22 protein-coding genes and 3 tRNA genes are annotated in these 24,660 nt (G+C 30.4%); 9 read left to right on the forward strand and 16 right to left on the reverse strand.

The window, feature by feature from the left end; genetic code table 11:
• The 4 genes from phnX to Q0O83_RS00020 form a co-directional block, all read left to right on the forward strand.
• On the forward strand, positions 1-707 hold a 707-nt coding region (gene phnX / locus Q0O83_RS00005; protein WP_294092813.1), incomplete at its 5' end, for a phosphonoacetaldehyde hydrolase.
• Entirely contained in the window at positions 707-2,062 is a 1,356-nt protein-coding gene (locus Q0O83_RS00010) for an aspartate aminotransferase family protein (RefSeq protein WP_294092815.1), read from the forward strand. The genes phnX and Q0O83_RS00010, both read left to right, overlap by 1 nt.
• On the forward strand, positions 2,055-3,167 hold the full coding sequence (locus tag Q0O83_RS00015; RefSeq protein ID WP_294092816.1) for a 2-aminoethylphosphonate--pyruvate transaminase: 1,113 nt from the start codon (positions 2,055-2,057) through the stop codon (positions 3,165-3,167). The genes Q0O83_RS00010 and Q0O83_RS00015 overlap by 8 nt, the downstream gene beginning before the upstream one ends.
• Complete coding sequence (locus Q0O83_RS00020) at positions 3,133-3,939, forward strand: DeoR/GlpR family DNA-binding transcription regulator (RefSeq protein ID WP_294092817.1); 807 nt, start codon at positions 3,133-3,135, stop codon at positions 3,937-3,939. The genes Q0O83_RS00015 and Q0O83_RS00020 overlap by 35 nt, the downstream gene beginning before the upstream one ends.
• A gap of 96 nt (positions 3,940-4,035) precedes the next feature.
• Here Q0O83_RS00020 and Q0O83_RS00025 read toward each other — a convergent pair.
• From Q0O83_RS00025 to proC, 5 genes are all read right to left on the reverse strand, one after another.
• Positions 4,036-4,111 (reverse strand) — tRNA-Lys (locus Q0O83_RS00025).
• A gap of 12 nt (positions 4,112-4,123) precedes the next feature.
• Positions 4,124-4,199 (reverse strand) — tRNA-Met (locus Q0O83_RS00030).
• A 17-nt stretch (positions 4,200-4,216) separates the two neighbouring features.
• Positions 4,217-4,304 (reverse strand) — tRNA-Leu (locus tag Q0O83_RS00035).
• A gap of 111 nt (positions 4,305-4,415) precedes the next feature.
• Positions 4,416-5,351 carry an SAM-dependent methyltransferase gene (locus Q0O83_RS00040; RefSeq protein WP_294092821.1) on the reverse strand — a complete coding sequence of 312 codons (936 nt, stop codon included), beginning with the start codon at positions 5,349-5,351 and terminating at the stop codon, positions 4,416-4,418.
• Positions 5,352-5,847: 496 nt separating this feature from the next.
• On the reverse strand, positions 5,848-6,648 hold the full coding sequence (proC, locus tag Q0O83_RS00045; RefSeq protein WP_294092823.1) for a pyrroline-5-carboxylate reductase: 801 nt from the start codon (positions 6,646-6,648) through the stop codon (positions 5,848-5,850).
• Between the two features lie 116 nt (positions 6,649-6,764).
• On the opposite strand from proC, the gene rd reads away from it, so the two are divergent.
• Positions 6,765-6,923 carry a rubredoxin gene (rd, locus tag Q0O83_RS00050; protein ID WP_294092826.1) on the forward strand — a complete coding sequence of 53 codons (159 nt, stop codon included), beginning with the start codon at positions 6,765-6,767 and terminating at the stop codon, positions 6,921-6,923.
• A 64-nt stretch (positions 6,924-6,987) separates the two neighbouring features.
• A complete protein-coding gene (gene hcp, locus Q0O83_RS00055; protein ID WP_294092828.1) occupies positions 6,988-8,640 on the forward strand; it encodes a hydroxylamine reductase in 1,653 nt (550 codons plus the stop codon).
• Positions 8,641-8,715: 75 nt separating this feature from the next.
• Here the strand turns inward: hcp and Q0O83_RS00060 are convergent, their stop codons facing one another.
• The 9 genes from Q0O83_RS00060 to treR form a co-directional block, all read right to left on the reverse strand.
• Entirely contained in the window at positions 8,716-9,930 is a 1,215-nt protein-coding gene (locus Q0O83_RS00060) for a PTS transporter subunit EIIB (protein ID WP_294092831.1), read from the reverse strand.
• Between the two features lie 16 nt (positions 9,931-9,946).
• Positions 9,947-10,984 carry an OmpG porin family protein gene (locus Q0O83_RS00065; protein WP_294092834.1) on the reverse strand — a complete coding sequence of 346 codons (1,038 nt, stop codon included), beginning with the start codon at positions 10,982-10,984 and terminating at the stop codon, positions 9,947-9,949.
• Between the two features lie 26 nt (positions 10,985-11,010).
• Positions 11,011-11,664 carry a beta-phosphoglucomutase gene (gene pgmB / locus Q0O83_RS00070; RefSeq protein WP_294092837.1) on the reverse strand — a complete coding sequence of 218 codons (654 nt, stop codon included), beginning with the start codon at positions 11,662-11,664 and terminating at the stop codon, positions 11,011-11,013.
• Positions 11,665-11,687: 23 nt separating this feature from the next.
• Positions 11,688-14,018 carry a glycosyl hydrolase family 65 protein gene (locus tag Q0O83_RS00075; protein WP_294092840.1) on the reverse strand — a complete coding sequence of 777 codons (2,331 nt, stop codon included), beginning with the start codon at positions 14,016-14,018 and terminating at the stop codon, positions 11,688-11,690.
• An 86-nt stretch (positions 14,019-14,104) separates the two neighbouring features.
• Positions 14,105-14,929, reverse strand: coding sequence for a carbohydrate ABC transporter permease (locus Q0O83_RS00080; protein WP_294092843.1), 825 nt, complete (start codon positions 14,927-14,929; stop codon positions 14,105-14,107).
• Between the two features lie 2 nt (positions 14,930-14,931).
• The gene (locus Q0O83_RS00085; RefSeq protein WP_294092846.1) at positions 14,932-15,816 is read right to left on the reverse strand and encodes a sugar ABC transporter permease; all 885 of its coding nucleotides are present in this window, start codon (positions 15,814-15,816) and stop codon (positions 14,932-14,934) included.
• A 12-nt stretch (positions 15,817-15,828) separates the two neighbouring features.
• Positions 15,829-17,073 (reverse strand): ABC transporter substrate-binding protein, encoded by a 1,245-nt coding sequence (locus Q0O83_RS00090; protein ID WP_294092848.1) that lies wholly within the window; start codon positions 17,071-17,073, stop codon positions 15,829-15,831.
• 71 nt (positions 17,074-17,144) lie between these two features.
• Positions 17,145-18,125 carry a LacI family DNA-binding transcriptional regulator gene (locus Q0O83_RS00095; RefSeq protein ID WP_294092851.1) on the reverse strand — a complete coding sequence of 327 codons (981 nt, stop codon included), beginning with the start codon at positions 18,123-18,125 and terminating at the stop codon, positions 17,145-17,147.
• A gap of 84 nt (positions 18,126-18,209) precedes the next feature.
• A complete protein-coding gene (treR, locus tag Q0O83_RS00100) occupies positions 18,210-18,920 on the reverse strand; it encodes a trehalose operon repressor (RefSeq protein ID WP_294092854.1) in 711 nt (236 codons plus the stop codon).
• Between the two features lie 173 nt (positions 18,921-19,093).
• Between treR and treP the strand changes: the two genes are divergently transcribed.
• Together treP and treC are read left to right on the forward strand one after the other, a co-directional pair.
• A complete protein-coding gene (gene treP / locus Q0O83_RS00105; protein ID WP_294092857.1) occupies positions 19,094-20,518 on the forward strand; it encodes a PTS system trehalose-specific EIIBC component in 1,425 nt (474 codons plus the stop codon).
• A gap of 18 nt (positions 20,519-20,536) precedes the next feature.
• Complete coding sequence (gene treC / locus Q0O83_RS00110; RefSeq protein WP_294092859.1) at positions 20,537-22,210, forward strand: alpha,alpha-phosphotrehalase; 1,674 nt, start codon at positions 20,537-20,539, stop codon at positions 22,208-22,210.
• 11 nt (positions 22,211-22,221) lie between these two features.
• Here treC and Q0O83_RS00115 read toward each other — a convergent pair whose 3' ends face one another.
• Positions 22,222-22,959, reverse strand: a complete 738-nt coding sequence (locus tag Q0O83_RS00115; RefSeq protein WP_294092862.1) for a DUF305 domain-containing protein — start codon at positions 22,957-22,959, stop codon at positions 22,222-22,224.
• A 173-nt stretch (positions 22,960-23,132) separates the two neighbouring features.
• Between Q0O83_RS00115 and Q0O83_RS00120 the strand changes: the two genes are divergently transcribed.
• Positions 23,133-23,948 (forward strand): ZIP family metal transporter, encoded by an 816-nt coding sequence (locus tag Q0O83_RS00120; RefSeq protein WP_294092864.1) that lies wholly within the window; start codon positions 23,133-23,135, stop codon positions 23,946-23,948.
• Between the two features lie 33 nt (positions 23,949-23,981).
• Here the strand turns inward: Q0O83_RS00120 and Q0O83_RS00125 are convergent, their stop codons facing one another.
• A complete protein-coding gene (locus Q0O83_RS00125; protein WP_294092867.1) occupies positions 23,982-24,638 on the reverse strand; it encodes a hypothetical protein in 657 nt (218 codons plus the stop codon).
• Positions 24,639-24,660: the final 22 nt, after the last annotated feature.

The raw sequence follows: 24,660 nt of genomic DNA on the forward strand, positions 1-24,660 counted from the left end.
AAAATGGAATCGAAATCACTTACGAAGAAGCTAGAAAACCTATGGGAATGTTAAAGATAGATCATATTAAAGCACTATTAAAAATGGAGAGAATACATGCTTTATGGTTAGAGAAATTTAATAGAGAATACACAATGGATGATATCAACTCTTTATATGAAAGATTTGAAGAGGTTCTATTCGCTTCACTAGAAAACTTTGGTGAACCAGTTCCTGGAATGTTAGAACTTCAAGCTGAATTAAGAGCTAGAAAAATCAAAATTGGAAGTACTACAGGATATACAAAGGAGATGTTAGATATCGTTGCTCCAAAAGCAAAAGAGTTTGGTTACTGTCCTGACTTTAGAATCACATCAACTGAAGTTCCTGCAGGAAGACCATACCCATATATGATTTTCCAAAACATGATAACTTTAGCTATTCCAAATAGAAACTCTGTTATAAAAATTGGAGATACTACTGTTGATATGAAAGAGGGAAAAAACGCTGGGGTTTGGGCTGTTGGAATCTTAAAAGGTGGAAGTGAGTTAGGTCTTTCTAAACAAGAAGTAGAATCTATGGATAGCACTGAACTAAAAAAATTAATGGATGCTGCTGCAAAAAGATTATATGCAGCTGGAGCTGACTATATCGTTGAAGAAGTTGGAGATTTACCACATATAATTGATGTTATAAATGCTAGAATGAATGCTGAAGAGGTTATCTAATGAACAAAATTACATCTGAAGGAGATATCAATACCTCTCAGAACCGTAAAAAGTGGCAAGAAAAAAATATAGATTTTGAAACTAACAATGTTCTTAGAGATGATGAAGAGATTTTTCTTCATCAATCTCTTTCAACACCATGCTTAAATGTTTTAAAAAAATCAAAAGGGATATACTTAGAGGATATCTCTGGAAAAATATATATGGATTTTCATGGAAATAATGTCCACCAAGTTGGATTTGGAAATGAAGATGTCAAAAAGGCTATCATCGATGAGATGGAAACTCTTCCATTCTCGCCAAGAAGATATACGAATAACTCAGCTATAACCTTGGCTCAAAAGCTTGCTGATAAAACAAATGGTGTTTTAAATAAAGTTCTGTTCTCGCCAGGTGCAACATCTTCTATCGGAATGGCTATGAAACTAGCAAGACTTGTAACTAAAAAAGATGGGTTCCTTTCTTTCTGGGATTCTTTTCACGGAGCATCTATTGATGCAATCTCTTTGGGTGGAACAGCACATTTTAGAAATGGTATCGGTGGACTTTTAGCTGGATGTGAGCATCTAGTTCCATACAACTCTTACAGACCCATGTTTGATGAAGATACTTTTTTAAACATCTTAGATTACACTTTAGAAAAGCATGGAGATATAGCAGCATTTTTTATGGAAACAATCAGAAATACAGAGGTAGAGATTCCTTCATACAAACTTATGAGAGGAATAAGAGATATCTGTTCTAAGCACAACACTCTTTTAGTTTTAGATGAAACTGCTATAGCTATGGGAAGAACAGGAAAGTTCTTTGCTTTTGAGCACTACGATATCGAGCCTGATATGGTTGTTATTGGAAAAGGCCTTGGAGGAGGGATATTTCCAATCTCAGCTCTTTTGACAAAAGATGAATTCAACATTGGACAATACACATCTTTAGGACACTACACTCATGAGAAATCATCAGTTGGATGTGCTGCTGCTAATGCAGCAATTGATTTTATTGATAGTAATAAGATTTTAGAAAAAACATCTGAGATGGAGAAATTCCTTTTAGAGAGATTGAATACACTAAAAGATAGATATAAGATTATTGGTGATGTGAGAGCAATTGGATTGCTATTTGCAGTAGAGCTTGTTAGAGATAGAAGTACTAAAGAAAAAGCTGACTCTGAAGCGGATAGGATTCTTTATAGTTGCCTTCACTCTGGGCTTAGCTTTAAAGTTTCTGGTGGAATTTTAACTCTATCACCACCACTTATTATAGAAAAACCTGAATTGAAAAAAGCTCTAGAGATTCTTGAAGAGAGCATAAAAATTGAAAATACAAAACTTTTTGGAGGAAATAACAATGAATAACAACAATTTAACAGATAGACCATACATCCTTTTAACACCAGGACCTTTAACGACATCTTCTGGAGTTAGATCAGCTATGCTTAAAGACTGGTGCACTTGGGATAACGAATACAACTCTTTAGTTCAAGATATGAGAAAAAGAGTTTTAGATGTAGCTGAAGCTGGAGATGACTACACTATGATTCCTATGCAAGGAAGTGGAACTTTCTCTGTTGAGGCTGTTTTAACTTCAACTGTTGGAGATAATGAAAAGATTTTAATTCTTTCTAACGGTGCTTATGGAGACAGAATGAAAACTATCTGTGATGTAGCTAGAGTTAAAAATACTATCTATAAAATTGAGCAAACTGAAACTTATGATTTAGCACACTTAGAGGCTATTTTAAAAGAGGATTCAGAGATTACTCACGTTGCTGTTGTTCACTGTGAAACTACATCAGGAATCTTAAATCCAATTAAAGTGATTGGAGAGATTGTAAAAAAATACAATAAAACTTTTATCGTAGATGCTATGTCAAGTTTCGGTGGAATTCACTTTAACGTACCTGAGCACAAAATTGATTTCCTAATCAGTTCAGCTAATAAATGTATTCAAGGAGTTCCTGGATTTGGATTTATCGTAGCTAAGAAATCTGAACTATTAAAGTGTGAAGGAAAAGCTCGTTCTCACTCTTTAGATATCTTTGACCAATGGAAAGTTATGGAAAGTGGAAATGGGAAATGGAGATTCACTTCACCAACTCACGTTGTTAGAGCATTCTATCAAGCTCTATTAGAGTTAGAAGCAGAAGGAGGAGTAAAAGCTAGAGAGGCAAGATATAAAGAGAACCAAGATAAACTTGTTAAAGGAATGGCTAATTTAGGATTTGATGCTATTATATCTTTAGAGCAACAGTCACCTATTATAACTACATTCTATGCTCCTAATCATCCTGAGTATAAGTTTGAAACTTTCTATTCAAAGCTAAAAGAACACGGATTTGTTATCTATCCTGGGAAATTAACTAAAGAGGAAAGCTTTAGAATTGGAAATATTGGAGAGGTTTACTCAACAGATATTGAAACTTTAATTGACTCTATCAAAAAATCTATGTTCTGGAGATAAGCTTATGCTGATGAATCAACGTAGACAACATATTTTAGAGGAGTTAAATCAAAAGAATATCGTTTATGTAAAAGAGTTATCAGAAAAATACAGTGTTACTATGGAAACTATTCGAAAAGATTTAGAGGATATTGTAGCTGAAAATATGGATATACAAAAAGTTTATGGGGGAGCTATCAAAAGCTCCTCTGTAGACGAAAGTTACTCTATAAGAGAGGAGCTTTTCTCCACTGAGAAAGATCTGCTTGGAAAAAAAGCTGCTGATCTTATCCAAGATGGTGATTGTATCTTTTTAGATGCTGGAACTACTGTTACAAAACTTATTCCTCATTTAAAAACTAAAAAAAATCTAAAAATTGTAACTGTTTCCTTAGCAGCTCTTATTGAGTTTACTAAAATTTTCAGTAACACAGAAAATACTCATAGAATTTTCTTTATGGGAGGAGAAGTAAAATTTAACCTTCTTTCAACTTCTGGAACAAAAGTTGCACTATCAATTGGAGATTACTTCTTCAATAAAGCTTTTTTAACTTTAGATGGTGTATCTCTTGAAAAAGGTATCACATCTCACAACTGTGATGAAGCACATGTGACAGCAGAAGTTTTAAAACATTGTTCTGAAAATATCTTTATGATTACAGAGGAGAAGTTTAATTCTACAAAGTTTTACAAAGTTTGTAATTTAGACTCTGTTGATACAATAATTGCTAGTAATCCTGATCATGATTTTTTAAAGAAAATCTCTAAAAACTTTAATATTAAAATCTATTAAACTTCTTAATAACTTTTACATCATTTGTAGAAGTTATTTTTTATTATATTTTTAAGTAAAAAAAAAGATGTATCTCTACATCTTAAAATTTTCTATTGGTGCGTCATACTGGGCTCGAACCAGTGACAACACGATTAAAAGTCGTGTGCTCTACCATCTGAGCTAATGACGCATCTGTGTGTTTTGGTGGCGGGGGCTGGATTCGAACCAACGACCTTCGGGTTATGAGCCCGACGAGCTGCCAACTGCTCTACCCCGCGATATTTGTAAGTTTAAGTGGTGCCTGGGGCCGGAATCGAACCGGCACGCTATCAGATAGCTCGGGATTTTAAGTCCCGTGCGTCTACCTATTCCGCCACCCAGGCTTCATAGTTAAGGTTGTTTTTCAACTTCCTCTGCGCTACATAAATATATTACCACAACTTATAAAAAAAGTCAACAAGTTTTTTTACATTATTTTAACATTAGTTTACTTTCTACTCTGCAACAACTATAAATCTTTTAAACTTACCCTTTGGCACTATACATCTGTGTTGTATTTTAAATCCACTTTGCTCGAGAATTAAATCATGATTTTCAAAAGATATTAAAACTATTCTACGTGAAATTCTTCTCGCTGTTTCTATTATTTTTCTCTGTTCACCTACAGATATATGACTAAAAAGTCCATATGGTATATCAACTATAGAGCTGTCATAACTTTTCTTAATATTATGCATATCATCATTTACAACAATTGGATTAAAACCATAAAACTCTAAATTTATATTTGCATTCTTTGCAATTTGCTTATTTATTTCATAGCCTTCTATTAAATAACCTGCATCTAAAGCTTCAACTAAAGTTGTTCCAACTCCACAGCATGGATCGATAATTGTTTTATCTTTAGAACCACCATTTGCTATGTTTACAACAGCCTTAGCTACTTTAACTCCTAAGGAATTTGAATATGAACAAGGTTTATTATCATGTGAGTGCCACTTATAATCATTTTTATTATCAATTCCAAATAACCATTTATCCTCGACTTTGGTTATTCCAAAGCTAAACTCTGGATTTTTAAAATTATGACACCCTTGAATATTATTAGATATATTTTTTATTATAGCTAATCTCTCATCGTAAGAGATATTATTTTCATTATTTAATCTTACATACTCTAATTTAAAATTATTATAAACAGTTTTATCTTTTATAATCTCTTCTAAAATCTCTTCAACACTATCTTTTTCATAGATAATCTCTAAACGAGTTTTTATAAATGGACTATTTGATGGATTGAACTCTATATCTGAAAATAGCATCTTCTCTTCCAGTTCTTTTCCAAAAACTACTTTCATCTCTAAATGACAAAGCTCCTCTTCAGCTGTTGGATAATTCACTATATACATATATTTTGGAAATTTTTTCATATATCACATTCCTTTATTTTTTATTAATATAACAATAAAATATAGCATATAAAAAAGAGTAATACAAAATAAAAATAAAATAATTAAATTTTCAAACTTTTTTCCATACAAAAACCGTCTAAAAATTATAATAATAGTTAGAAGAGATTTAAAAAGTATTTAAAGGGTTTCAAGTTTCAACTGTTTAAAGTTTTAAAAAAGCCATCACACAGTTTCAAAGATGTTCAAAAGTTATATAATTATAAAAAGTATAATAATTTATAGTAAAATGTATAATGTTTTCGTGATGAAAAAAAAATAAAAACAAATCGTGAAATTGTAAATCTAACTATTATGTGAGAAATAGATTTAAAGTTAGTAAAGTGTTTTTAAGTTTTAAAGAAGTGTTTTACAAGTTTTAAGGTTATTTAAACGTGAAAAGATTCAATTTTTAAAAGATTTATATGTTTTATGAAGTAGAGGGATTCGTGATGGTGCCCTCTACTTTTTATTTACTTTACGAATTCATTTTCTTTGATTTTTCCATACAATTTCTCATGGCTTTAATTATGGCGTTTCTAAATCCATTTTCCTCTAAAGTTGTAACTGCTTCTATTGTCGTTCCTCCGGGTGAACATACCATATCTTTTAAAGCCCCTGGATGCATTTCTGTTTCTAAAACCATCTTGGCACTTCCTAAAACAGCTTGTGCTGCTAACCTATATGCTTTATCTCTTGAAATCCCACCCAACACTGCTGCATCAGCCATGGCTTCAATAAACATATATACATAAGCTGGTGATGATCCTGTTGTTGCTACTACTGCATCCATCTCTTTTTCTTCAACTTTTTCTACGAGACCAAAGCACTTCAAAATGTTTTTGATTTCATTTTCCTCTATTAAACTTATATTTTCTCCGATACAGTAAGCTGTAACTCCCTCTCCTACCATAGCTGGAGTATTTGGCATTGTTCTTACTACTTTTACATTTTTTCCAAACATATCCTCTAACTCTTTTAAAGAGTACCCCGGTGTAATACTTACTACTACTTTATCTTCATCTGTATAATTTTTTATTTCATCAATGACTTTTGAATATATATTTGGTTTAACTCCTAAAAATACAATATCACAATTTTTTACTAACTCTATGTTGCTTTCAGAAACATTTATACTCAACAATTTCCCTAACTCTATCAACTTTTCCATATCTCTTCCACTCACGTAAATACTTGAAGACATTACATCATTTTTTAGCATTCCCTTTATCATGGCTTTTACCATATTCCCCGCTCCAATAAAACCTACTTTTTTCATAATTTCCTCCACTTTTTCTGAATATTCAATCTATTATAACAAATTTTTAAAAGGAAAAACTATCTAATTTTTGTAAAAAAAATCAATTGAATTTAATTAACTTGAGGAGGTTTTTTATGGAAAAGTGGAGATGTAATGTTTGTAACTGGATTTATGACCCTGAAACTGGAGATCCTGATAATGGTGTAGCTCCTAAAACTCATTGGGAGGATGTTCCAGAAGATTGGGTTTGTCCTATTTGTGGGGTTGGAAAAGACGAGTTTGAAAAAGAATAGATATTTGCTGAGGTCTATAAGTACCTCAGCTTTTTCATGTAAAAATATATTCTAGGAGGTTTTTATGTCAATGTTTTGTTATCAATGCCAAGAGACTGCAATGAACAAAGGATGTACTATAAGAGGGGTTTGTGGAAAAGCTCCAGATACTGCTAAGCTTCAAGATTTATTAATACATACAGCTAAAACAGTATCAGCTTATGTTGAATTACTACACGATAAAACTTCTATTTGTAACAGCTTACACCGTTGGGTTGTAAATGCACTTTTTGTAACTATCACAAATGCTAATTTTAATGATAGTGCTATTATTAAAGAGATTGAAATAGGAGAGATGTATCGAGCTGCTCTTCAAGTTGAACTTGCAAATCACGATATCTCTATTCCTGAAAAATTTGCAAAATATATAAATTGTCCCACTAACACAAACTCTAACGAATCACTTCTAGAATATGCTGAAAAAGTTGGTGTTCTTAGAACAGAAAATGATGATATCAGATCTTTAAGAGAAACTATTATTTATGGAATTAAAGGAATGACTGCATATATTGAGCACGCTTTTAATCTTGGGAAAGAAAACTTTAAAATCTATAGATTCATAGAGGAAACTCTAGCCAATGTTGACGATGACTCTTTAGGTGTAGATGGTTTAGTTCAAATGGTTTTAAATGTTGGAAAAGTTGGAGTGGATGCTATGGCTCTTTTAGATGAAGCTAATACATCTACTTATGGACATCCCGAAATTACAAAAGTTAATCTTGGTGTAAGAAATAATCCTGGAATTTTAATCTCTGGTCATGATTTGAAAGATTTAGAGATGTTACTTGAACAAACTCGTGGAACAGGAGTAGATGTTTATACTCATTCTGAAATGTTACCTGGGATAGCTTATCCATTCTTTAAAAAATATGACAATCTTGTTGGAAACTACGGTGGCTCTTGGTGGCATCAAACAAAAGAGTTTATAGATTTCAACGGCCCTATTCTATTTACAAGTAACTGCTTAGTTCCTCCTAGAGGTTCTATTGCAAACTATTTAGAAAGAGTTTACACTACAAATTCTGCTGGTATGGATGGATGTAAACATATTACAGTTAATGAGCACGGAAAAAAAGATTTCAGTGAAATTATAGAGGCTGCTAAAAATTGCAAACCTCCTGTTGAGCTGGAAAAAGGTGAGATTATCACTGGATTTGCACACAACCAAGTTTTAGCTCTTGCTGATAAGGTTATTGAAGCTGTTAAATCTGGAGCTATTAGAAAGTTTTATGTAATGGGTGGATGTGATGCTCGAATGCAAGATAGAAAATATTATACCGAGTTTGCTGCTGCTCTTCCTAAAGATACCGTAATTCTAACTGCGGGATGTGCTAAATTTAGATATAATAAATTGGATTTAGGAGATATCGGTGGAATACCAAGAGTTTTAGACGCTGGGCAGTGTAACGACTCTTACTCTTTAGCTGTTATAGCTTTAAAATTAAAAGAAGCTTTTGGTTTGGATGATGTGAATAAACTTCCAATTGTATTCAATATAGCTTGGTATGAGCAGAAAGCTGTTTTAGTTCTTCTTTCTCTTTTATATCTTGGATTTAAAAATGTACATGTTGGACCTACTATCCCCGCATTTTTAAGCCCTAATGTTCTTAATGTTTTAATCGATAACTTTGGTCTTGGAACTATAAGTAACGTTGAAGAGGATTTGAAAAACTTCTAATCTAAATTAATAAAATAACAAAATCCCTCTATCTAATGATAGAGGGATTTTTAATACCTTATCTAGTTTCCTAATCTATCTACTACTTCTTTTACTTATGAAGCCTAGCAAGAATCCAGTTAAGATTGTTACTAATATAGCTAAAAGAAACCCTCTTAAAAAACTTCTATCTACTACAAAAAGTGCAGGTAATCCTCCAGGACCTATCCCCATAGATTTTATTTTATAAATACCAGTTATAAAACATCCTATTCCTGAAGAGATTAAAGTTGCGTGAAATTTATTTTTACTTTTCAAGTTTACTTCATACATCGCCGGTTCTGTTATTCCTATATAAGCCAAGAGTGCTGCATGGAACTCTTTAAAAGATATTCCTAAAGCTACAGAACCTTGGGCTATATTTGAAATAACTATCATAGGCCATAAAAATGTTCCACCAGCAGCTAATATCAATTGTAAATCTACAAACAGTAAAATATGATGTAATCCCTTCTTCACTAGAACTGCGTAGCTAATACCAAACAGAAAAGCTAAAATTGGATAATATTTCCATATAAAAATGTAATCAATAAACTTTAGAATTTCTTTTAAAAATATATCTAAAATTGGATATAATAAAATGTCAACTATTCCAACGGATAAAAGCAACGATAATCCAGGTACCAAAAGAATTTTAAATGGATCCTTGATCATTTTATCTAAAAGTTCCTCTATTTTCATCAAAATTAAAAATCCTGCAATTAATAATATCAAATTCTCCGTTTTATTTAGAGTTACCATTATTATTCCAAACATTAAACCAATCAAAGGATTTCTATTTTTATATTTAAAAAGTGAATATCCCAACGGCACAGGGAAATATTTTATTAAAATACCCTTTAAAAGGTTTAAGTAAAAAATATCTTTTATATAGTAAATCTTACTAGCTATTAAAAGCATTCCTGTTAAAAGAATCCAAGGAATCATAGGTAAAAACATCTCAGAAAAAAAAGTCATCTTACTTCTTTTCTTTAAATTATCTTCTTTTGATTTTTGTTCGTCACTATTTTCATTATTCAACCTATTAGAAAGCTCTATAAAAACTGTTTTAACTTTAACTCCAACAATAATCTGAATATTCTTACCATTTACTACAACACCTTTTGCAAGAGTAAAACTATTCAATTGTTTATCATTAACTAATCTAGGATCTTTAACTTCAATACGTAATCTTGTCATACAGTGATTTAAACTTTTTATATTATTTTTATCACCTAAAATTTTTAATAAATCATTTATCTGATTCTCCATACCAATCTCCTAGTTTTTAAAAACTATATTGTAATCCCAACATAACTAATGTTATATCAATATCTTTCTTTGATTTTTTCTGTTCCTCTCTTTTATAACTAACTTCTCCAATCATTTTTAAAGATTCTGTTAAAGTTTTATTTCCAGAGACTCCAAATTTCGTATTATTATTTCTTCCACCATCATTATTTTTATATGGTCCTATCTCTCCCCAAAGAGATAGCCCTAAACCTACACTTTCAAAGTTTCTCCAAATGTATGGCTTAAAAAACCTTTCTCTTTCAGAAAATTTTTCATTTGAAGTTTGTCCCCATTTTAAGAAATAATTAACTCCAAAACCTATATTATGTGTTAGCTTATATCCAAAGCCAGGTTCTAATTCTAAAAATTCATAGTCATCATACCCACCTTTAAATTCTCTACCAACTAAAGTGTAATAATTTAAAGACAATTTATCACTAAGCTTATAGTATACCGACGGTTTTAATTTTATAGCATCTCTATTATCAATACTCTCTGATGTATATATAAATTCAAAAGCCCCTATTCCTTTTTCATTATTAAAAGCTCTCTGATATCTTGGAACAACTTCTATAATTGTATTTTGTGGACTAGCACTTCTATCCCACATTTTTGATTTAAAATATTGCTCTTTAGCAACATGATAAAACAGTGACCAGTTATTATAGTCTTTATGCCTTAGGCTTCCTTCAGAAAGTACAAATTTTACTTTTCCCTCATTTATATCTTTTGAAAGTTCTTCAACCTCAATTTTAGCTCCTATAAATCCTGTTAATTTTAATTCTGTTGGAATATCTTTTCCTTTTCTTAAAGCCGAATTTTCATCTTTTAACTTTTTAAGCTCATTTTCTAACTCGAAAAATCTTATTTCATTTTCATTATATTTTTTTACTGCTGAGTCCCCACCCTCTTTTTGTAAAATAATAGAATCTTCATTTGCCAAGCTGATAGGAGAATTCACCTCTGCTATAGCTTGGCTCTTGATTAAAATTAAAGATAAAATACCCAATATTATTTTTGAATTCTTTTTCATTCTTATCTCCCCGTTTTACTATTTCATTACTTCGTTAATTTTTTAATTACAAAATCTAAATCTATTTCATACATACCTTTAAATACTACATCTGCTGCACCTAAAGTTTCAATTGATCCAAGACCTATTACTTTCATCCCTGCTATCTTTCCAGCTTCAACTCCCGCTGCAGCATCCTCTAAAACAACACACTCTTTAGCTCTACATCCAATACTCCCTGCTGCATGTATAAAAACATCTGGAGCTGGTTTACTATTTTCAACAGAGTTTCCATCTGAAATATTATCAAATAAATCTTTTGCTTCTAATCTTGTTAAAACTAAGTTAGCATTTTTACTAGCTGAAGCTATCGAAGTTTTATATCCTTTATCTCTTAATTCAGTTAAGAACTCTTTTACTCCAGGTAATAAATCTTTTGGTGTAATGCTTCCTAAACTATTTATATAATTTGTATTTTTTAAATTAGCCAATCTATTTTTCTCTTCAAAAGATAAGTCTACTTCATTATAATCTAAAATAATTTGTAATGAATCTAGTCTAGAAACTCCTCTTAATTTTTCGTTTATCTCTCTTGTAAACTTCCAGTTGTTATCATCTGCTAATTTTTTCCATGCTAAATAGTGATACTCAGCTGTATCAGTTATAACTCCATCTAAATCAAATACAAAACCTTTTATCATTTTAATCTCCCTTCATCTATTAATTAGTATTTTATTTCAATTTTTTTATCTAAAATATACTCTGTTCCATAAACTGTAAACTTAATCTTTTCATCTGAATCAGAATTTTTAACTACTGTTAATAAATTTTTATCTACTTTAATAGTTAAATTAACTCCATGCCAATTTAATGGGAATATAACTTCATTCCAATTTTCAGGTAATTTTGGATCTATTCTCAACTCTCCACCTAACATTCTAACTCCTGAGAATCCATTTACAATACACTGCCAAATTCCACCAAGAGAAGCAGCATGAATTCCATGATCTGAAGTTTTCATATTAGGTCCTAAATCTATTTCTGAAGCTCTTCTAAATAAATCATACGCCATTTCTTTGTCATTCATATCACTTGCCAAAACACAATGAGTTGATAAACTTAATGATGAGTCATGTAGAGTCTTTGGCTCGTAGTAATTCCAATTTGCTCTTTTTACATCTGTGCTAAATCTATTTTCTAAAAGATAGAATAAAACCATCATATCTGCTTGTTTTGAAACTTGAATTTCATTTACTTGATCTAAGCTATAATCTTTAAATAAAGATCCAACATGCTCTTGATTTTTATATTTTGTTAAATCTATAATCTCTTTTGATAAATAAGTATCATCTTGAGGAATTACAGAATCTTCTTTTCTTGGCTCAGGTAAATAAATTTTAACTACCTTATCCTTCCAAACTTTTAAATTAGAATCTAGCTCTAACTTTTTATTTAAAATATTGAATAACTCTGGTTTTTCTGATTTTATTTTAGAATAATATTCTATTGCTAAATTTAAGTTCCAATGAGCCATATAGTTAGTAAATGCGTTATTATTTACATGTTCTTTATACTCATCAGGCCCTATTACATTATTTATATGGTACTCTTTCTTTTCCTCATTCCACTCCAATCTACTAGCCCAGAATATAGCTGTATCAAATAGAATTTCAAATCCATAGTTCTCCATAAACTCTTCATCTTTTGTTACCATATAATATTGCCAAAGCGCATATGCCACATCACAAGTTATATGTTGCTCTATAAACCCAGACCAAATTTTTGTAGCTTTTCCTGTTACAATATCTACAGCTCCCCATACAGGTGTAACCTCTCCATCATCTTTCCAAGCAGATTCCCAAGGAAACATAGCCCCCATATAACCATTATCATTAGCTTTTCTTCTTGCTCCTCCTAGAGTTTCAAATCTATACTTAGCTAAAGATCTTGCTATCTCTGGCATAGTGTAAGTGAAGAATGGCATGATAAATAGTTCTGTATCCCAGAAAGAATGACCTTTATATCCTTCACCAGAAAGACCTTTTGCTCCAACTCCCATTCTAGAGTCATGAGCAGGTGTCATTACTATTAAGTGATATTGAGCAAATCTAATTGCTAATTGATCAAATTCAACTTCTGAATCTATTTTTATATCCATAGCTGCCCATTTTTTATTCCATTCAGTTTTACTTTTTTCTAAAAGAGTTTCAAAGCCCTCTTTTTCAAAATTTTCTAATTGATTTAAAGCATAAATTCTAATATCTTTTAACTCTTTTCCATCATGAACTAAATCTCGAGTTGTATTTACCGTTGAAATTTTCTCTAATTTAAACTCTTCTCCAGCTTTTACATCTAACTTGTAAATTACATTTACTTTTCTTCTATCCATATTCAAATCTGGATCTATTTCAATTTCATCTCCATTTAAAGATAATTTATGAGTAGTCATTTGAACAAAATCAATTTTACTATTTGTAGTTTTAGAGAGCATCTCAATAAACTTTTTATTATATATCCTCTTTTCTCCTTCATGGAAATGCTGTGCTCCACTGTTACTAACCTGCCCATTTATTCCAGAAGTAATTGATACAGTAGCCTCTGCATTTAAAGGTGTTATACAAACTTCTATAGCCATTAAATTTAAATCTTTTAATGAAACAAATCTTCTAGATATAAAATGGTATTCAATACCCTTAAATATCCAATTAAATTCTCTTATAATTACTCCAGATTTTAAATTTAAATCCCTTGAGTAATTTTTGATTTCACCTTTTTCTAAATCCAATCTTTCACCATTTAAATTTATATCTAGCTGTGTGAAATCTGGTATATTTGGTAACTCAGTAACTTCATTTTCATCAAATTTATTAAAAGTTCCACTTACAAAGTGATTTCTAATCTCTTTTAAATATTTCTCCTCCGTAGCACTTCTAACTCCCATATATCCATTTCCTAAACACATAATTGCTTCACACTTACCTAAGTTATTACTGTTAAAACTATCCTCTGATACAATCCAGTTTTTTAAATCCTCTGTACCTTTGTTGTAATTCATCAAAATAATCACTCCTCTATTTAGTTAAACGTTTAAGTTGTTTTTTATTTAAAAAGGAGATTTCTCTCCTTTTATAATTTTTTTTATTACTCTTTCGAACCTGAATTTGCTATTCCAGCTATAAAATGTTTTTGAAATATTATAAAAATCAAAATTGCTGGTATTGATAGTAACATTACTCCTGCTAAAACTTGATCCCAAAATTGGAAGTACTGCCCATAGAAAGAGTTCAATCCTACAGGTAATGTATACATGCTTTGTTTTCTTCCAATCAAAGTTGGCCATAAAAAACTATTCCAATTTCCTGTGAAACTAAGAATAAATTGCGTTGATAAAGCAGATTTTGAAACAGGTAATATCACTTTAAAAAATATTCCAAACCTACTTAAACCATCTATATACCCAGCTTCTTCTAAATCTTTTGGAATCCCCATAAAAAATTGTCTCATTAAAAAGATATTAAAAAAATTAAACATAAATGGAATTGTCAGTCCATAGTATGAGTTTATCCAACCTAAGTTTACCAATATTATATACGTTGGAACCATAACTACTTGCCCAGGTATCATCATCATACCCAATATTGCAACAAATATTGATTTTTTTCCTGGAAACTCTATTCTTGCAAGAGCATAACCCGCCATTGAGTTAAATAATATATTTCCAGCTGTTACCAATCCTGCAACTACAATACTATTCAATAACCATGTAACAAATGGAAAATTTTTAAATATATAACTATAATTTTTAAAAGATAATTGACTAAATGGTATATTAAATGTATTTACATCTGTCGTAGGTTTTAAAGATGTTATAAAACTCCATATAAATGGAAATATCGATATTGCACCATAAAAAACCACAATTGAAACCATTGATATTTTTAAAATTTTTTCTAGTGTTTTTTTCATTATTAATCACTTTCCTTAAATAAGAACTTTTGAATCATCGTTAATGTAAAAATTATTCCAAATAATACAAAGGCTATTGCAGAAGCATATCCCATTTTAAAATCACGGAATCCAGAATTAAATAGATATAACACAACTGTTGATGTTGAATCTAATGGTCCGCCTGTTCCCCCTGATATAACGTAAGCTTGATCAAAAACTTGAAGAGTTCCTATAAATGATACAACTAAATTAAAGAAAAGTACGTGTTTTAATTGTGGTAGTGTTACATATAGAAATTGTTCAAATTTTGATGCTCCATCAATCTCTGCTGCTTCATATAAAGAAGGAGATATTCCTTGTAAACCAGCTAAAAATATAACCATGTAAATTCCAACAGATGACCAAACTGCTAAAGACATCATTGAAGGTAAAGCAAACGCTGGACTATTGAACCAACCAATTGGTTCAACTCCAAAAAGTCCCAAAAATTTATTCAATAATCCATCTGTTTTATATAAGAATAAAAACATAATTGATACTGCAACTGCTGATGTCACTGTTGGAATGTAATATATCGTTCTTAAAAGTCCTTTGTTTCTTATCTTAGAATTACAAATTATTGCTAATCCTAAAGCTATAATTAGTTGAGTTGGAACAACACCTAACGAATAAATAACTGTATTTTTTAAAGATTTAAAAAATATCTCATCTTTAAATACTTCTTTATAATTATTTAAACCTACCCAAGGAGCAGAAAACATTCCTTGACTATCTAATAACGAATATTCTTTAAATGAAAGTATTAACGACATTCCAGCAGGAATTAGAAAAAATACAACTGCTAAAATAAAAACTGGTAGAATGAATAACCATCCATAAATTTTATCGAATTTTTTATCAACCATAATTCCCTCTCTTTACTTTGCTTTTTCAGCATAATCATCTAGTATTTTTTTTATATCTATATTATATTTTCCATTAACATAGTTTATATAAATTATTTCATTTGCTTTTCCTAATTCATTAGCTACTTTTAAGCCTTTTTTTCCAAAGTTATATGCCCTTCCAAAAGGGGACATTTCTATCATAGCTTCTTTTGTTGGATGAAGCTTTATAAATTCATCATTGAGTGATTTTCTTGTTGGTAATCCAAGACCACTTTCAACCATTAACATTTGTGCTTCTTTTCCAGTCATAAATTTTATAAACTCTACTGCTTCTTTTGGATGTTTTGTATTTCTTCCCATCGAATAAGCAACTGAGAATAACATTGTTCCCTCTTCTTTTCCCATAGGAATTTTAGCTAAGCCATAATTTAAATTTGGTGCTGCGGTTGTTAAATATGGTATCATCCATCCGCCTTCTATTGTCATGGCAACTTTTTCTCTTGCAAAAGCATCTCCATTCCAACCTTCACCCATAGCTCTTGGTTCTCTCACATATCCATCTTTTATTAAATTATAAAAATATTTTAATCCTTCAACAGCTACATCTAAATTAAAAATAACTCTTCCATTTTCATTGTCAAATACATCCCCTCCATTTTGAAGTATAAATGTTGCAGTTCTTTCTCCTGCAGTTATACTAGACATTGGATACATAAAATTTTTCCCTAATTCTCCTGCTTCGCCTACTGATTTTAATTTTTGAAAAGCTATTAACCATTCTTCCCAATTTCTTGGTACTGAAGATATCTCTGCTTTTTCAAACATATCTTTATTATAAGCTAATACAAGGGGATTGTAATCCTTTGGCAATCCATATACTTTTCCATCTTCTGAAAAACCTTCTAAAAGATTATTATTAAAATCTTTCAAATCTTCTACATCTAAATATTCATTCAAAGGCAAAATTGCTTTTTTATCAATATACATCGGAGCAACTGCGGAATCAATGTAAAATACATCTGATTCAATTCTCGCTGCTATATTTGTTTGTAATACCTGATTGTAATCCCCGGTTACAACCTCTTTTGTCACTTTTATGTTTGGATATCTCTCTTCAAACATTAGTATTTGTCTATCAACTAAAGCTGTTTCCTCTGGTGAACTCCCCCAAACCGAAACCGATAGATTTACTTTTTCCTCTGTGCTCTCTACTCTTTTTCCACAACTAGCAATTAAAATAGTGGTCAACAGTAACAAAACTTTTTTTAACTTCATTTTACCCTCCCAAGATAAAAACTAAACTTAATTTAGTTAAACGTTTAATCAAGTGTTTATTTTTTTAGGGATTACAGTTTTTTAACTGAATCCCTTTTTATTAACTCTGGTTTTATCTTTACATTTTTTCCAAAAGAACTGTCTGTAATCAATTTTAACATCTGCTTTGCAATCTCTGATTTATTATGTGCCACTGTAGATAAGCCTGGTTTTATTATTTCACCTATAGGTATATTGTCAAATCCTATAATAGAAACCTTATCAGGAATATCTATATTTTTTTCATTAAAATACTCTATTGCACCTAAAGCCATCAAGTCACTAAATGCAAATATAGCACTAACCCCTTTCGAATATAATTCCATTGCGCCTTTGTATCCACTCTCTTTTGAAAAGTCACCTTCATAAACTTCTATATTGTTTCCAATTAAAGAGTTAGTAAATGTATATAATCTTTCAATTGAAACTTGAGCTTTAAAATGTCCTGTTATTACACCAATTTTTTTGTGATTCATCTCTCTTAAAAAAGATGTAACTTCAAGAACACCTGATTCATTGTCGGTTTTTACAGAATTTACATTTCCTCCAATACTTGTATCAAAAACTACAACTGGAAAGCTTTTATTTTCTCTTAACTCATTTATTTGTGGATCATCTAATTTCAATCCAAGAATAATTGCTCCTGCAACATTTTCTGATAAGCATAAATCTATATAACTTTTTTTCTCATCGGTATCTTCAACTGAAAAAACTAGAATATTATAATCTATTTTATGTGATTCATTTATTAAATACCTAAATATTTCATTATCTAAAAAAGAAAATCTCATATCTTCAATTTTTCTACTTAAAATAAATAATGCAATTTTATTTGTACGTTTTTGAACTAAATTTTTTGCAATCAGATTTGGAGTATATCCCATCTCTTTTGCTGCTTCTTTTACTCTTTCTCTTAAATCTTCACTTACACCAGAGAGATTATTTAGGGCTTTTGAGACAGCAGCTGTTGAAATATTTAATTTTTTAGCGATATCTTTTATTGTTACTCTCAACTTACTCTCCTGTGTTAATCGTTTAATCTGTATTGATAATAACATCTATTGTTTTAAAAGTCAACTCTTTTGTATTTATATTTTTTATCTTTTAGCAAAACTACTAAAAACAAATTTATCTGTTCTATGATGAGATTCAGTATACTCAAAAAGAAGTCCATTTTCTAAATATCCAAAATTTTTAACAATAGCAACTAAACTATTTCCATTTAAATCTAAATATTTTTGATCATCTTTGGTCGTACTTTCAATAGATATAATCTTTTGTGTTCCATTAATTTTTAAACCTTTTGTCTTCTCTAAAAATTCATAGATAGAATCCATTGCAATAGAAACTGTTAATCCATCAACGACTTCTTTTAAGAAATAGTTATCATCTAAAATTACTTTTTCGTTATTTATCTCTCTAATTCTAATCATATGATAGACCTCTTCACCAATTAAAAAATGGGTTTTTTTACTAATCTCTTCATCTACAATTAAACTTTCAAATACAGGAACTGTAGTTTTATAATTAAGTCCATTTTTTAAAGAAGCCTCTTTAAAACTTTCAGTTCCTCCTAGTAAAAAATTAACAGGAATTTTTTTTATAACAAAAACTCCTTTTCCATGAACAGAGCTTAAATATCCATTGCTTGATAAAAGTTCGATAGCTTTTCTAACAGTATTTCTACTAACTGAAAAAATATCTTTCAATTGATTTTCAGAAGGGATTTTCTCTTCAGGAGGATAAGTTCCGTTATCAATATTTTCTTTAATAAAATTATATATCTCTAAATATCTACTTTTTGCCATTTTAACTCCCAAAATTTATAATAGTTGTATTTAAAAACTATTATATCAAAAAAAATATATTATACAAAAATTTTTAACTTGTTTAAACAAGTTGTTGACAAAAGAATGAAAATTTAATATTATATGTTCAATAAGAGATTGAAATATTGTTTTTTTAAATCATGGAGGGTAATATGGGAAAATATGAGAGGGAATCAAAAGAGATTTTGGAATTAATCGGTGGAAAAAATAATATAATTAGTGCAACACATTGTATAACTAGATTGAGATTGATTTTAAAAGATGAAACTTTGGTAGAAAAAACAAAGTTAGAAAATTTATCGTTAGTAAAGGGTTCTTTTTCAACATCTGGACAATTTCAAATAATAATAGGAAATGCAGTTAAAGATTTGTATAAAGATTTTCTTACTGTTGCAGAAATATCTGAAGCTACAAAAGATGAAGTTAAAGTAGCTGCTAATCAAAAGATGGGGAGACTTCAAAAAGTTGTAGGTGGTTTTGCAGAGATATTTACACCATTGCTTCCTGTAATAATTACAGGTGGATTGATTTTAGGTTTTAGAAATATAATTGGAGATTTAGCTATTTTTGGAGATGGGACTCAGACATTAACAAGTCTAAATCCAAAGTTAGCAGAACTACATAGTTTTTTATGGATTTTAGGTGAAGCTATATTTCACTTTTTACCAGTTGGGGTGACTTGGTCTACGGTAAAAAAATATGGTGGAACCGAGATATTAGGGATTGTATTGGGAATTACCTTAGTTTCTCCTCAACTTATGAATGCTTATGGATATGCAACTGCAGCTGCAATAAATGCAGTTCCTTTCTGGGATTTTGGATTTTTAACTATAGAGAAAGTAGGTTATCAAGCTCAAGTTATACCAGCTATGTTAGCCGGGATATTTATGGCAAAGATGGAGATATATTTGAAAAAGTATTTTTCAGAAATTTTAAAAATGATATTACTTCCATTTTTAGTTTTACTGACAACATTAATTTTATCATATTTAGTCATAGGTCCAATATCACGTGAATTGGGAAATTATATAGCAGCGATATTTAACGTTCTTTTAACTGGGCCATTTAGAGTGTTTGGAGCAATTTTATTTGGAATGTTTTATGCTCCTCTAGTTATAACAGGTGTTCATCACACTTTCTTAGCTGTCGATTTACAATTGATTGCTCAAGGAGGAACAATGATCTGGCCAATGATTGCGCTAAGCAATATTGCTCAAGGTTCAGCGGCGGTAACGATGATGTTTTTAAATAGAAAAGATGAAAAATTAAAATCACTATCTTTATCATCTGCAATTTCAGCTTGGTTAGGTGTAACAGAACCAGCTCTATTTGGAGTAAATTTAAGATTTATGTATCCATTTTATGGAGCTTTAATAGGTTCAGCTTTAGCAGCAGTATATTCAACTTTAACAGGAGTTTTAGCAAACTCTATTGGTATTGGAGGATTGCCCGCATTTTTAGCAATTCAACCAAAGTTTTGGATTAACTATATTATAGCTATGTTAATAGCTTTTATAGTACCGATTATAGCAACGTACGTTTTAAATAAAAGTAATTTAATAAAAAATAAAAAGTAAAAATAAAGTGAGGAAAATATGTTAAAAAAAGATTGGTGGAAAAGTTCAAGTGTTTATCAAATATATCCAAAAAGTTTTTGTGATAGTAATGGAGATGGAATTGGTGATATAAAAGGTATTATCAGCAAGTTGGATTATATAAAATCTTTAGGTGTTGATGTTATATGGACAACTCCAATGTATGTTTCACCAATGATGGATAATGGATACGATATAGCAGATTATTATAATATTAATCCGATTTTTGGAAATATGAACGATTTTGAAGAGTTATTAAAAGAAACACATAAAAGAGGAATGAAGTTAATAATGGATATGGTTATTAATCACACTTCAATTGAAAATTTCTGGTTTAAAGAAGCTTTGAAAGGTCCAGAAAACAGATATCATAATTATTATATCTGGAAAGATGGTGAACCAAATACACCCCCAACTAATTGGAACTCAAAATTTGGTGGAAATGCTTGGGAATTTGTAGAGTCGCTAGGTAAATATTATCTTCATCTTTTTGATGTGACTCAAGCTGATCTTAATTGGGAAAATCCTGAGTTAAGAAAAGATATCTATAAGATGATAAATTTTTGGCTAGAAAAAGGTGTTGATGGATTTAGGTTAGATGTTATAAATCTAATCTCTAAAGAACAAAGTTTTTTAAATGATGATTATAAAACTGCAACTTCTGACGGTAGGAAATTTTATACAGATGGGCCAAGAGTACATGAATTTTTAAAGGAGTTAACAGCTAATACTTTTGGAAAGCACCCAGGAAGTTTGACTGTAGGAGAGATGTCATCAACAACAATTCCTCATTGCATTGAATACACAAAACCAGAGAATGAAGAGTTATCGATGGTGTTTAATTTCCATCACTTAAAAGTTGATTATCCAAATGGAGATAAGTGGGCTTTAGGAAAAATGGATTTTGCTGCACTGAAGGAGTTATTATTTAAGTGGCAACTAGAGATGCAAAAAGGAGATGGATGGAGTGCTGTTTTTTGGTGTAACCACGATCAGCCAAGAATAGTTTCAAGATTTGGAAGTGAAAAGTATTTAAAAGAATCTGCAAAGATGCTAGCAACAGCAATACATATGCTAAGAGGAACACCGTATATTTATCAAGGTGAGGAGATAGGAATGATAAATCCTCATTTTGAAACTATTGAAGAGTATAGAGATGTTGAATCTTTAAACAACTACAAAATACTTCTTCAAAAAGGAAAAACAGTAGAAGAAGCAATAGCGATTTTAGATCAAAAATCAAGAGATAATAGCAGAACTCCAGTTCAATGGACTAACTCATTGAATGCTGGTTTTTCAAAAGGAACATCATGGATAGATATTTCAAAAAATTATGAAGATATCAATGTAGATAATAGTTTGAATGATTTAGATTCAGTATTTTATTACTATAAAAAATTGATTGAATTGAGAAAAAATTACAAAGTTATATCTCATGGAATATTCGCTCCAATGTATGAAAATAACTCTAAAATTTTTGGATATACTCGTCAATTAAATGATGAAAAGCTTTTAGTAGTAAATAATTTTTATGAAGCCGAAACTGAAATTGAGATTCCCGAGGAGTTTGTAGGAAAAACAGTTTTAATAGGAAATTATAAAGAGACTCTTTTAACAAATAAAATTTTAAAATTAAGAGCTTATGAATCAATTGTAATTTTATCAAAAGCATAAAAAAGCAGGAACTAACCTCCTGCTTTTTCTCTATTTTTCAATAATATTTCAATCTCTTTTATCTCCTCTTCTTGAGCTAGTAAAATTTTCTGTGCTAATTTAATCAACTCCTGATTACTACCATATTTTAAGTATTCCTTAGCCATCTCTAAAGCTATCTCATGATGTGGTATCATCGACCTCAAATAATATTCACTTATATCTTCAGAGTTATTCCCAAGTGAATTATAAAAATCTACATTCATTTTCTCCATATTTATATTTTGTATTTTTTTTAAAAATTCTGTATTTTCATTTCCTCTTAACTCGCCCTCTTCTAAAAGAGTTTGCATCATTTCAACCTCTTTCTTTTGAACTTCTATAATCCTTTCAGCTAACTCTTTAATCTTTCCGTCTACGGTATATTTTAAAACGCCAATACTCGATACTATCGCTGCCTCATGATGTGGTATCATATAAATCACAAAGTTATTCCCTACATCATTTGTTAAAAATATTTGAGAACTAGTCGACATCATTAAACTATGTGCATATTCATCATACTCTTTATATCCTCTAAAATTTTCTGGAACAACCTTTTCTATTGGTGTCAACACACTATAAATTTTTTCCTCTGACTCTAATCTATACTTTCTTTCTTTTTGTATTTTTGATATCTCTTTTACTCCATCTCCGTAAGAGTTTATAGATACTGTTGAAAAAAGAGCTGCAATTCCTACCATTATATTTATATTTTTAAAATCAATCATTTTTTTCCTCCTGTAGTAACGGTGTGTAACGTATTATTATAAATAACTCTATAAATTCCTTTTAATAAAAGGGAAATTTATAGCTATATAGTACAATTAAGTATATAATAAACAAAAGACTTAAAATACAAATTAAGTATACAATTTATTCTACAGTTAACAGGAGGTTTTTTATGCTTGAATATTTAAAGGAATTGAATCCTATTTTATTAGCTTTTTTAGCTACTTTTTTTACATACTTTGTTACTATGCTTGGTTCTGCTATGGTTTTTTTCTTTAAAACTATAAACCAAAAAGTTTTAAACGGAATGCTTGGGTTTGCTTCTGGAGTAATGATTGCAGCTTCATTTTGGTCACTACTTAACCCTGCTATTGAGCTGGCAATAGAGATTGGTCTTCCTGGATGGAAACCAGCTTTAATCGGTTTTCTTTTAGGAGGTGGCTTTCTTTGGTGTGTTGACAAATTTCTGCCTCATCTTCACTTAAATAAAGAAACATCTGAAGCAGAAGGAATTAAAACAAAACTAAGACGAAGTGTTCTTTTAGTTCTAGCAATCACTCTTCACAATATTCCAGAGGGGCTTGCTGTTGGGGTAGCTTTTGGTGCACTCTCTGTAACAGGAAGTGATTCTAGTACTTTAATTTCTGCTATCACTCTTGCTCTTGGAATTGGACTTCAAAACTTCCCAGAAGGAGCTGCTGTTTCTATTCCTCTTAGAAGAGATGGTATGAGTAGATGGAAAGCTTTTCTGTATGGCCAAGCATCTGGGATAGTTGAACCTATCGCAGGTGTTTTAGGAGCTATTTTTGTTATTAAAATGACATCTTTACTTCCGTATGCTCTTGCTTTTGCTGCTGGTGCTATGATATATGTTGTTGCTGAAGAGCTTATTCCAACAGCAAAAGAGGTTAAAAATGATGACTCTGGTACTATTGGTGTTATGTTCGGTTTTGCACTTATGATGTTTTTAGATGTAGCTCTTGGATAGTAATTTATAATACAAAAAATGTGAAATGGAGTTCTACTGAACTCCATTTCTTTTTTTCTCTACTTGCATTATTATCACTGTCACTTTATTTGTATATTTAGATAGCTCGTTATAGTCATTCTCTACTTGCTCCCAGTTTGGATTTGGTAGTTCTATCTCTGCTGATATTTTACCGCTAATCTCCTCCATACGAGCAATCTCTTTTGCTGTCATACCTTTTTTTATCGCTTCCATAATCTCGCTTTCATCCACAGGATTAGCTGGTATATCCTGATCTAAAAACATATCTGAAACCATTTCGCTATTCATCTCTTGCTCAAAGTTAGGCTCACTTTTCTCTAACCCACCCTCTTTTAATGTTCTCATCATATTTACAGAAACCTTATTTGTATAAACTGAAAGTTCATTGTATAATCTTTCTACCTTTACCCAATCTGGATTCTCTTTTGCAACTTCTGAATCAACTATCTCACCTATCTCATTCATCTTCTCCATTATATCTGGATCAGATTCTAAACTCCCCATCACACTTATTATAAACTCTTCATTTCCCACATCAGATACAGAAACATTTTGAATAACTGGTGTACTATTTTCATTGTTTGGTTCATTGACTGACTCATTTAATATTTCAGCAGAAAAAGATACTAATGAAACAATTAAACTTAATACAATTAAAATCTTTTTCATAGTTTTTCTCCTTTTAACTTTA

The sequence above is a fragment of the uncultured Cetobacterium sp. genome (assembly GCF_945952365.1).
Taxonomy (GTDB): Bacteria; Fusobacteriota; Fusobacteriia; order Fusobacteriales; family Fusobacteriaceae; genus Cetobacterium_A.

Bases quoted from the DNA above. Each gene is read 5' to 3' on its own strand.
- Q0O83_RS00085 (WP_294092846.1), bottom strand. From the start codon at position 15,816: ATGGTTGATAAAAAATTCGATAAAATTTATGGATGGTTATTCATTCTA.
- Q0O83_RS00015 (WP_294092816.1), top strand. From the start codon at position 2,055: ATGAATAACAACAATTTAACAGATAGACCATACATCCTTTTAACACCA.
- Q0O83_RS00080 (WP_294092843.1), bottom strand. From the start codon at position 14,929: ATGAAAAAAACACTAGAAAAAATTTTAAAAATATCAATGGTTTCAATT.
- pgmB (WP_294092837.1), bottom strand. From the start codon at position 11,664: ATGATAAAAGGTTTTGTATTTGATTTAGATGGAGTTATAACTGATACA.
- treC (WP_294092859.1), top strand. From the start codon at position 20,537: ATGTTAAAAAAAGATTGGTGGAAAAGTTCAAGTGTTTATCAAATATAT.
- Q0O83_RS00075 (WP_294092840.1), bottom strand. From the start codon at position 14,018: ATGAATTACAACAAAGGTACAGAGGATTTAAAAAACTGGATTGTATCA.
- Q0O83_RS00065 (WP_294092834.1), bottom strand. From the start codon at position 10,984: ATGAAAAAGAATTCAAAAATAATATTGGGTATTTTATCTTTAATTTTA.
- proC (WP_294092823.1), bottom strand. From the start codon at position 6,648: ATGAAAAAAGTAGGTTTTATTGGAGCGGGGAATATGGTAAAAGCCATG.
- Q0O83_RS00090 (WP_294092848.1), bottom strand. From the start codon at position 17,073: ATGAAGTTAAAAAAAGTTTTGTTACTGTTGACCACTATTTTAATTGCT.
- treR (WP_294092854.1), bottom strand. From the start codon at position 18,920: ATGGCAAAAAGTAGATATTTAGAGATATATAATTTTATTAAAGAAAAT.
- Q0O83_RS00010 (WP_294092815.1), top strand. From the start codon at position 707: ATGAACAAAATTACATCTGAAGGAGATATCAATACCTCTCAGAACCGT.
- Q0O83_RS00060 (WP_294092831.1), bottom strand. From the start codon at position 9,930: ATGGAGAATCAGATAAATGATTTATTAAAAATTTTAGGTGATAAAAAT.
- Q0O83_RS00040 (WP_294092821.1), bottom strand. From the start codon at position 5,351: ATGAAAAAATTTCCAAAATATATGTATATAGTGAATTATCCAACAGCT.
- treP (WP_294092857.1), top strand. From the start codon at position 19,094: ATGGGAAAATATGAGAGGGAATCAAAAGAGATTTTGGAATTAATCGGT.
- Q0O83_RS00120 (WP_294092864.1), top strand. From the start codon at position 23,133: ATGCTTGAATATTTAAAGGAATTGAATCCTATTTTATTAGCTTTTTTA.
- rd (WP_294092826.1), top strand. From the start codon at position 6,765: ATGGAAAAGTGGAGATGTAATGTTTGTAACTGGATTTATGACCCTGAA.
- hcp (WP_294092828.1), top strand. From the start codon at position 6,988: ATGTCAATGTTTTGTTATCAATGCCAAGAGACTGCAATGAACAAAGGA.
- Q0O83_RS00115 (WP_294092862.1), bottom strand. From the start codon at position 22,959: ATGATTGATTTTAAAAATATAAATATAATGGTAGGAATTGCAGCTCTT.
- Q0O83_RS00125 (WP_294092867.1), bottom strand. From the start codon at position 24,638: ATGAAAAAGATTTTAATTGTATTAAGTTTAATTGTTTCATTAGTATCT.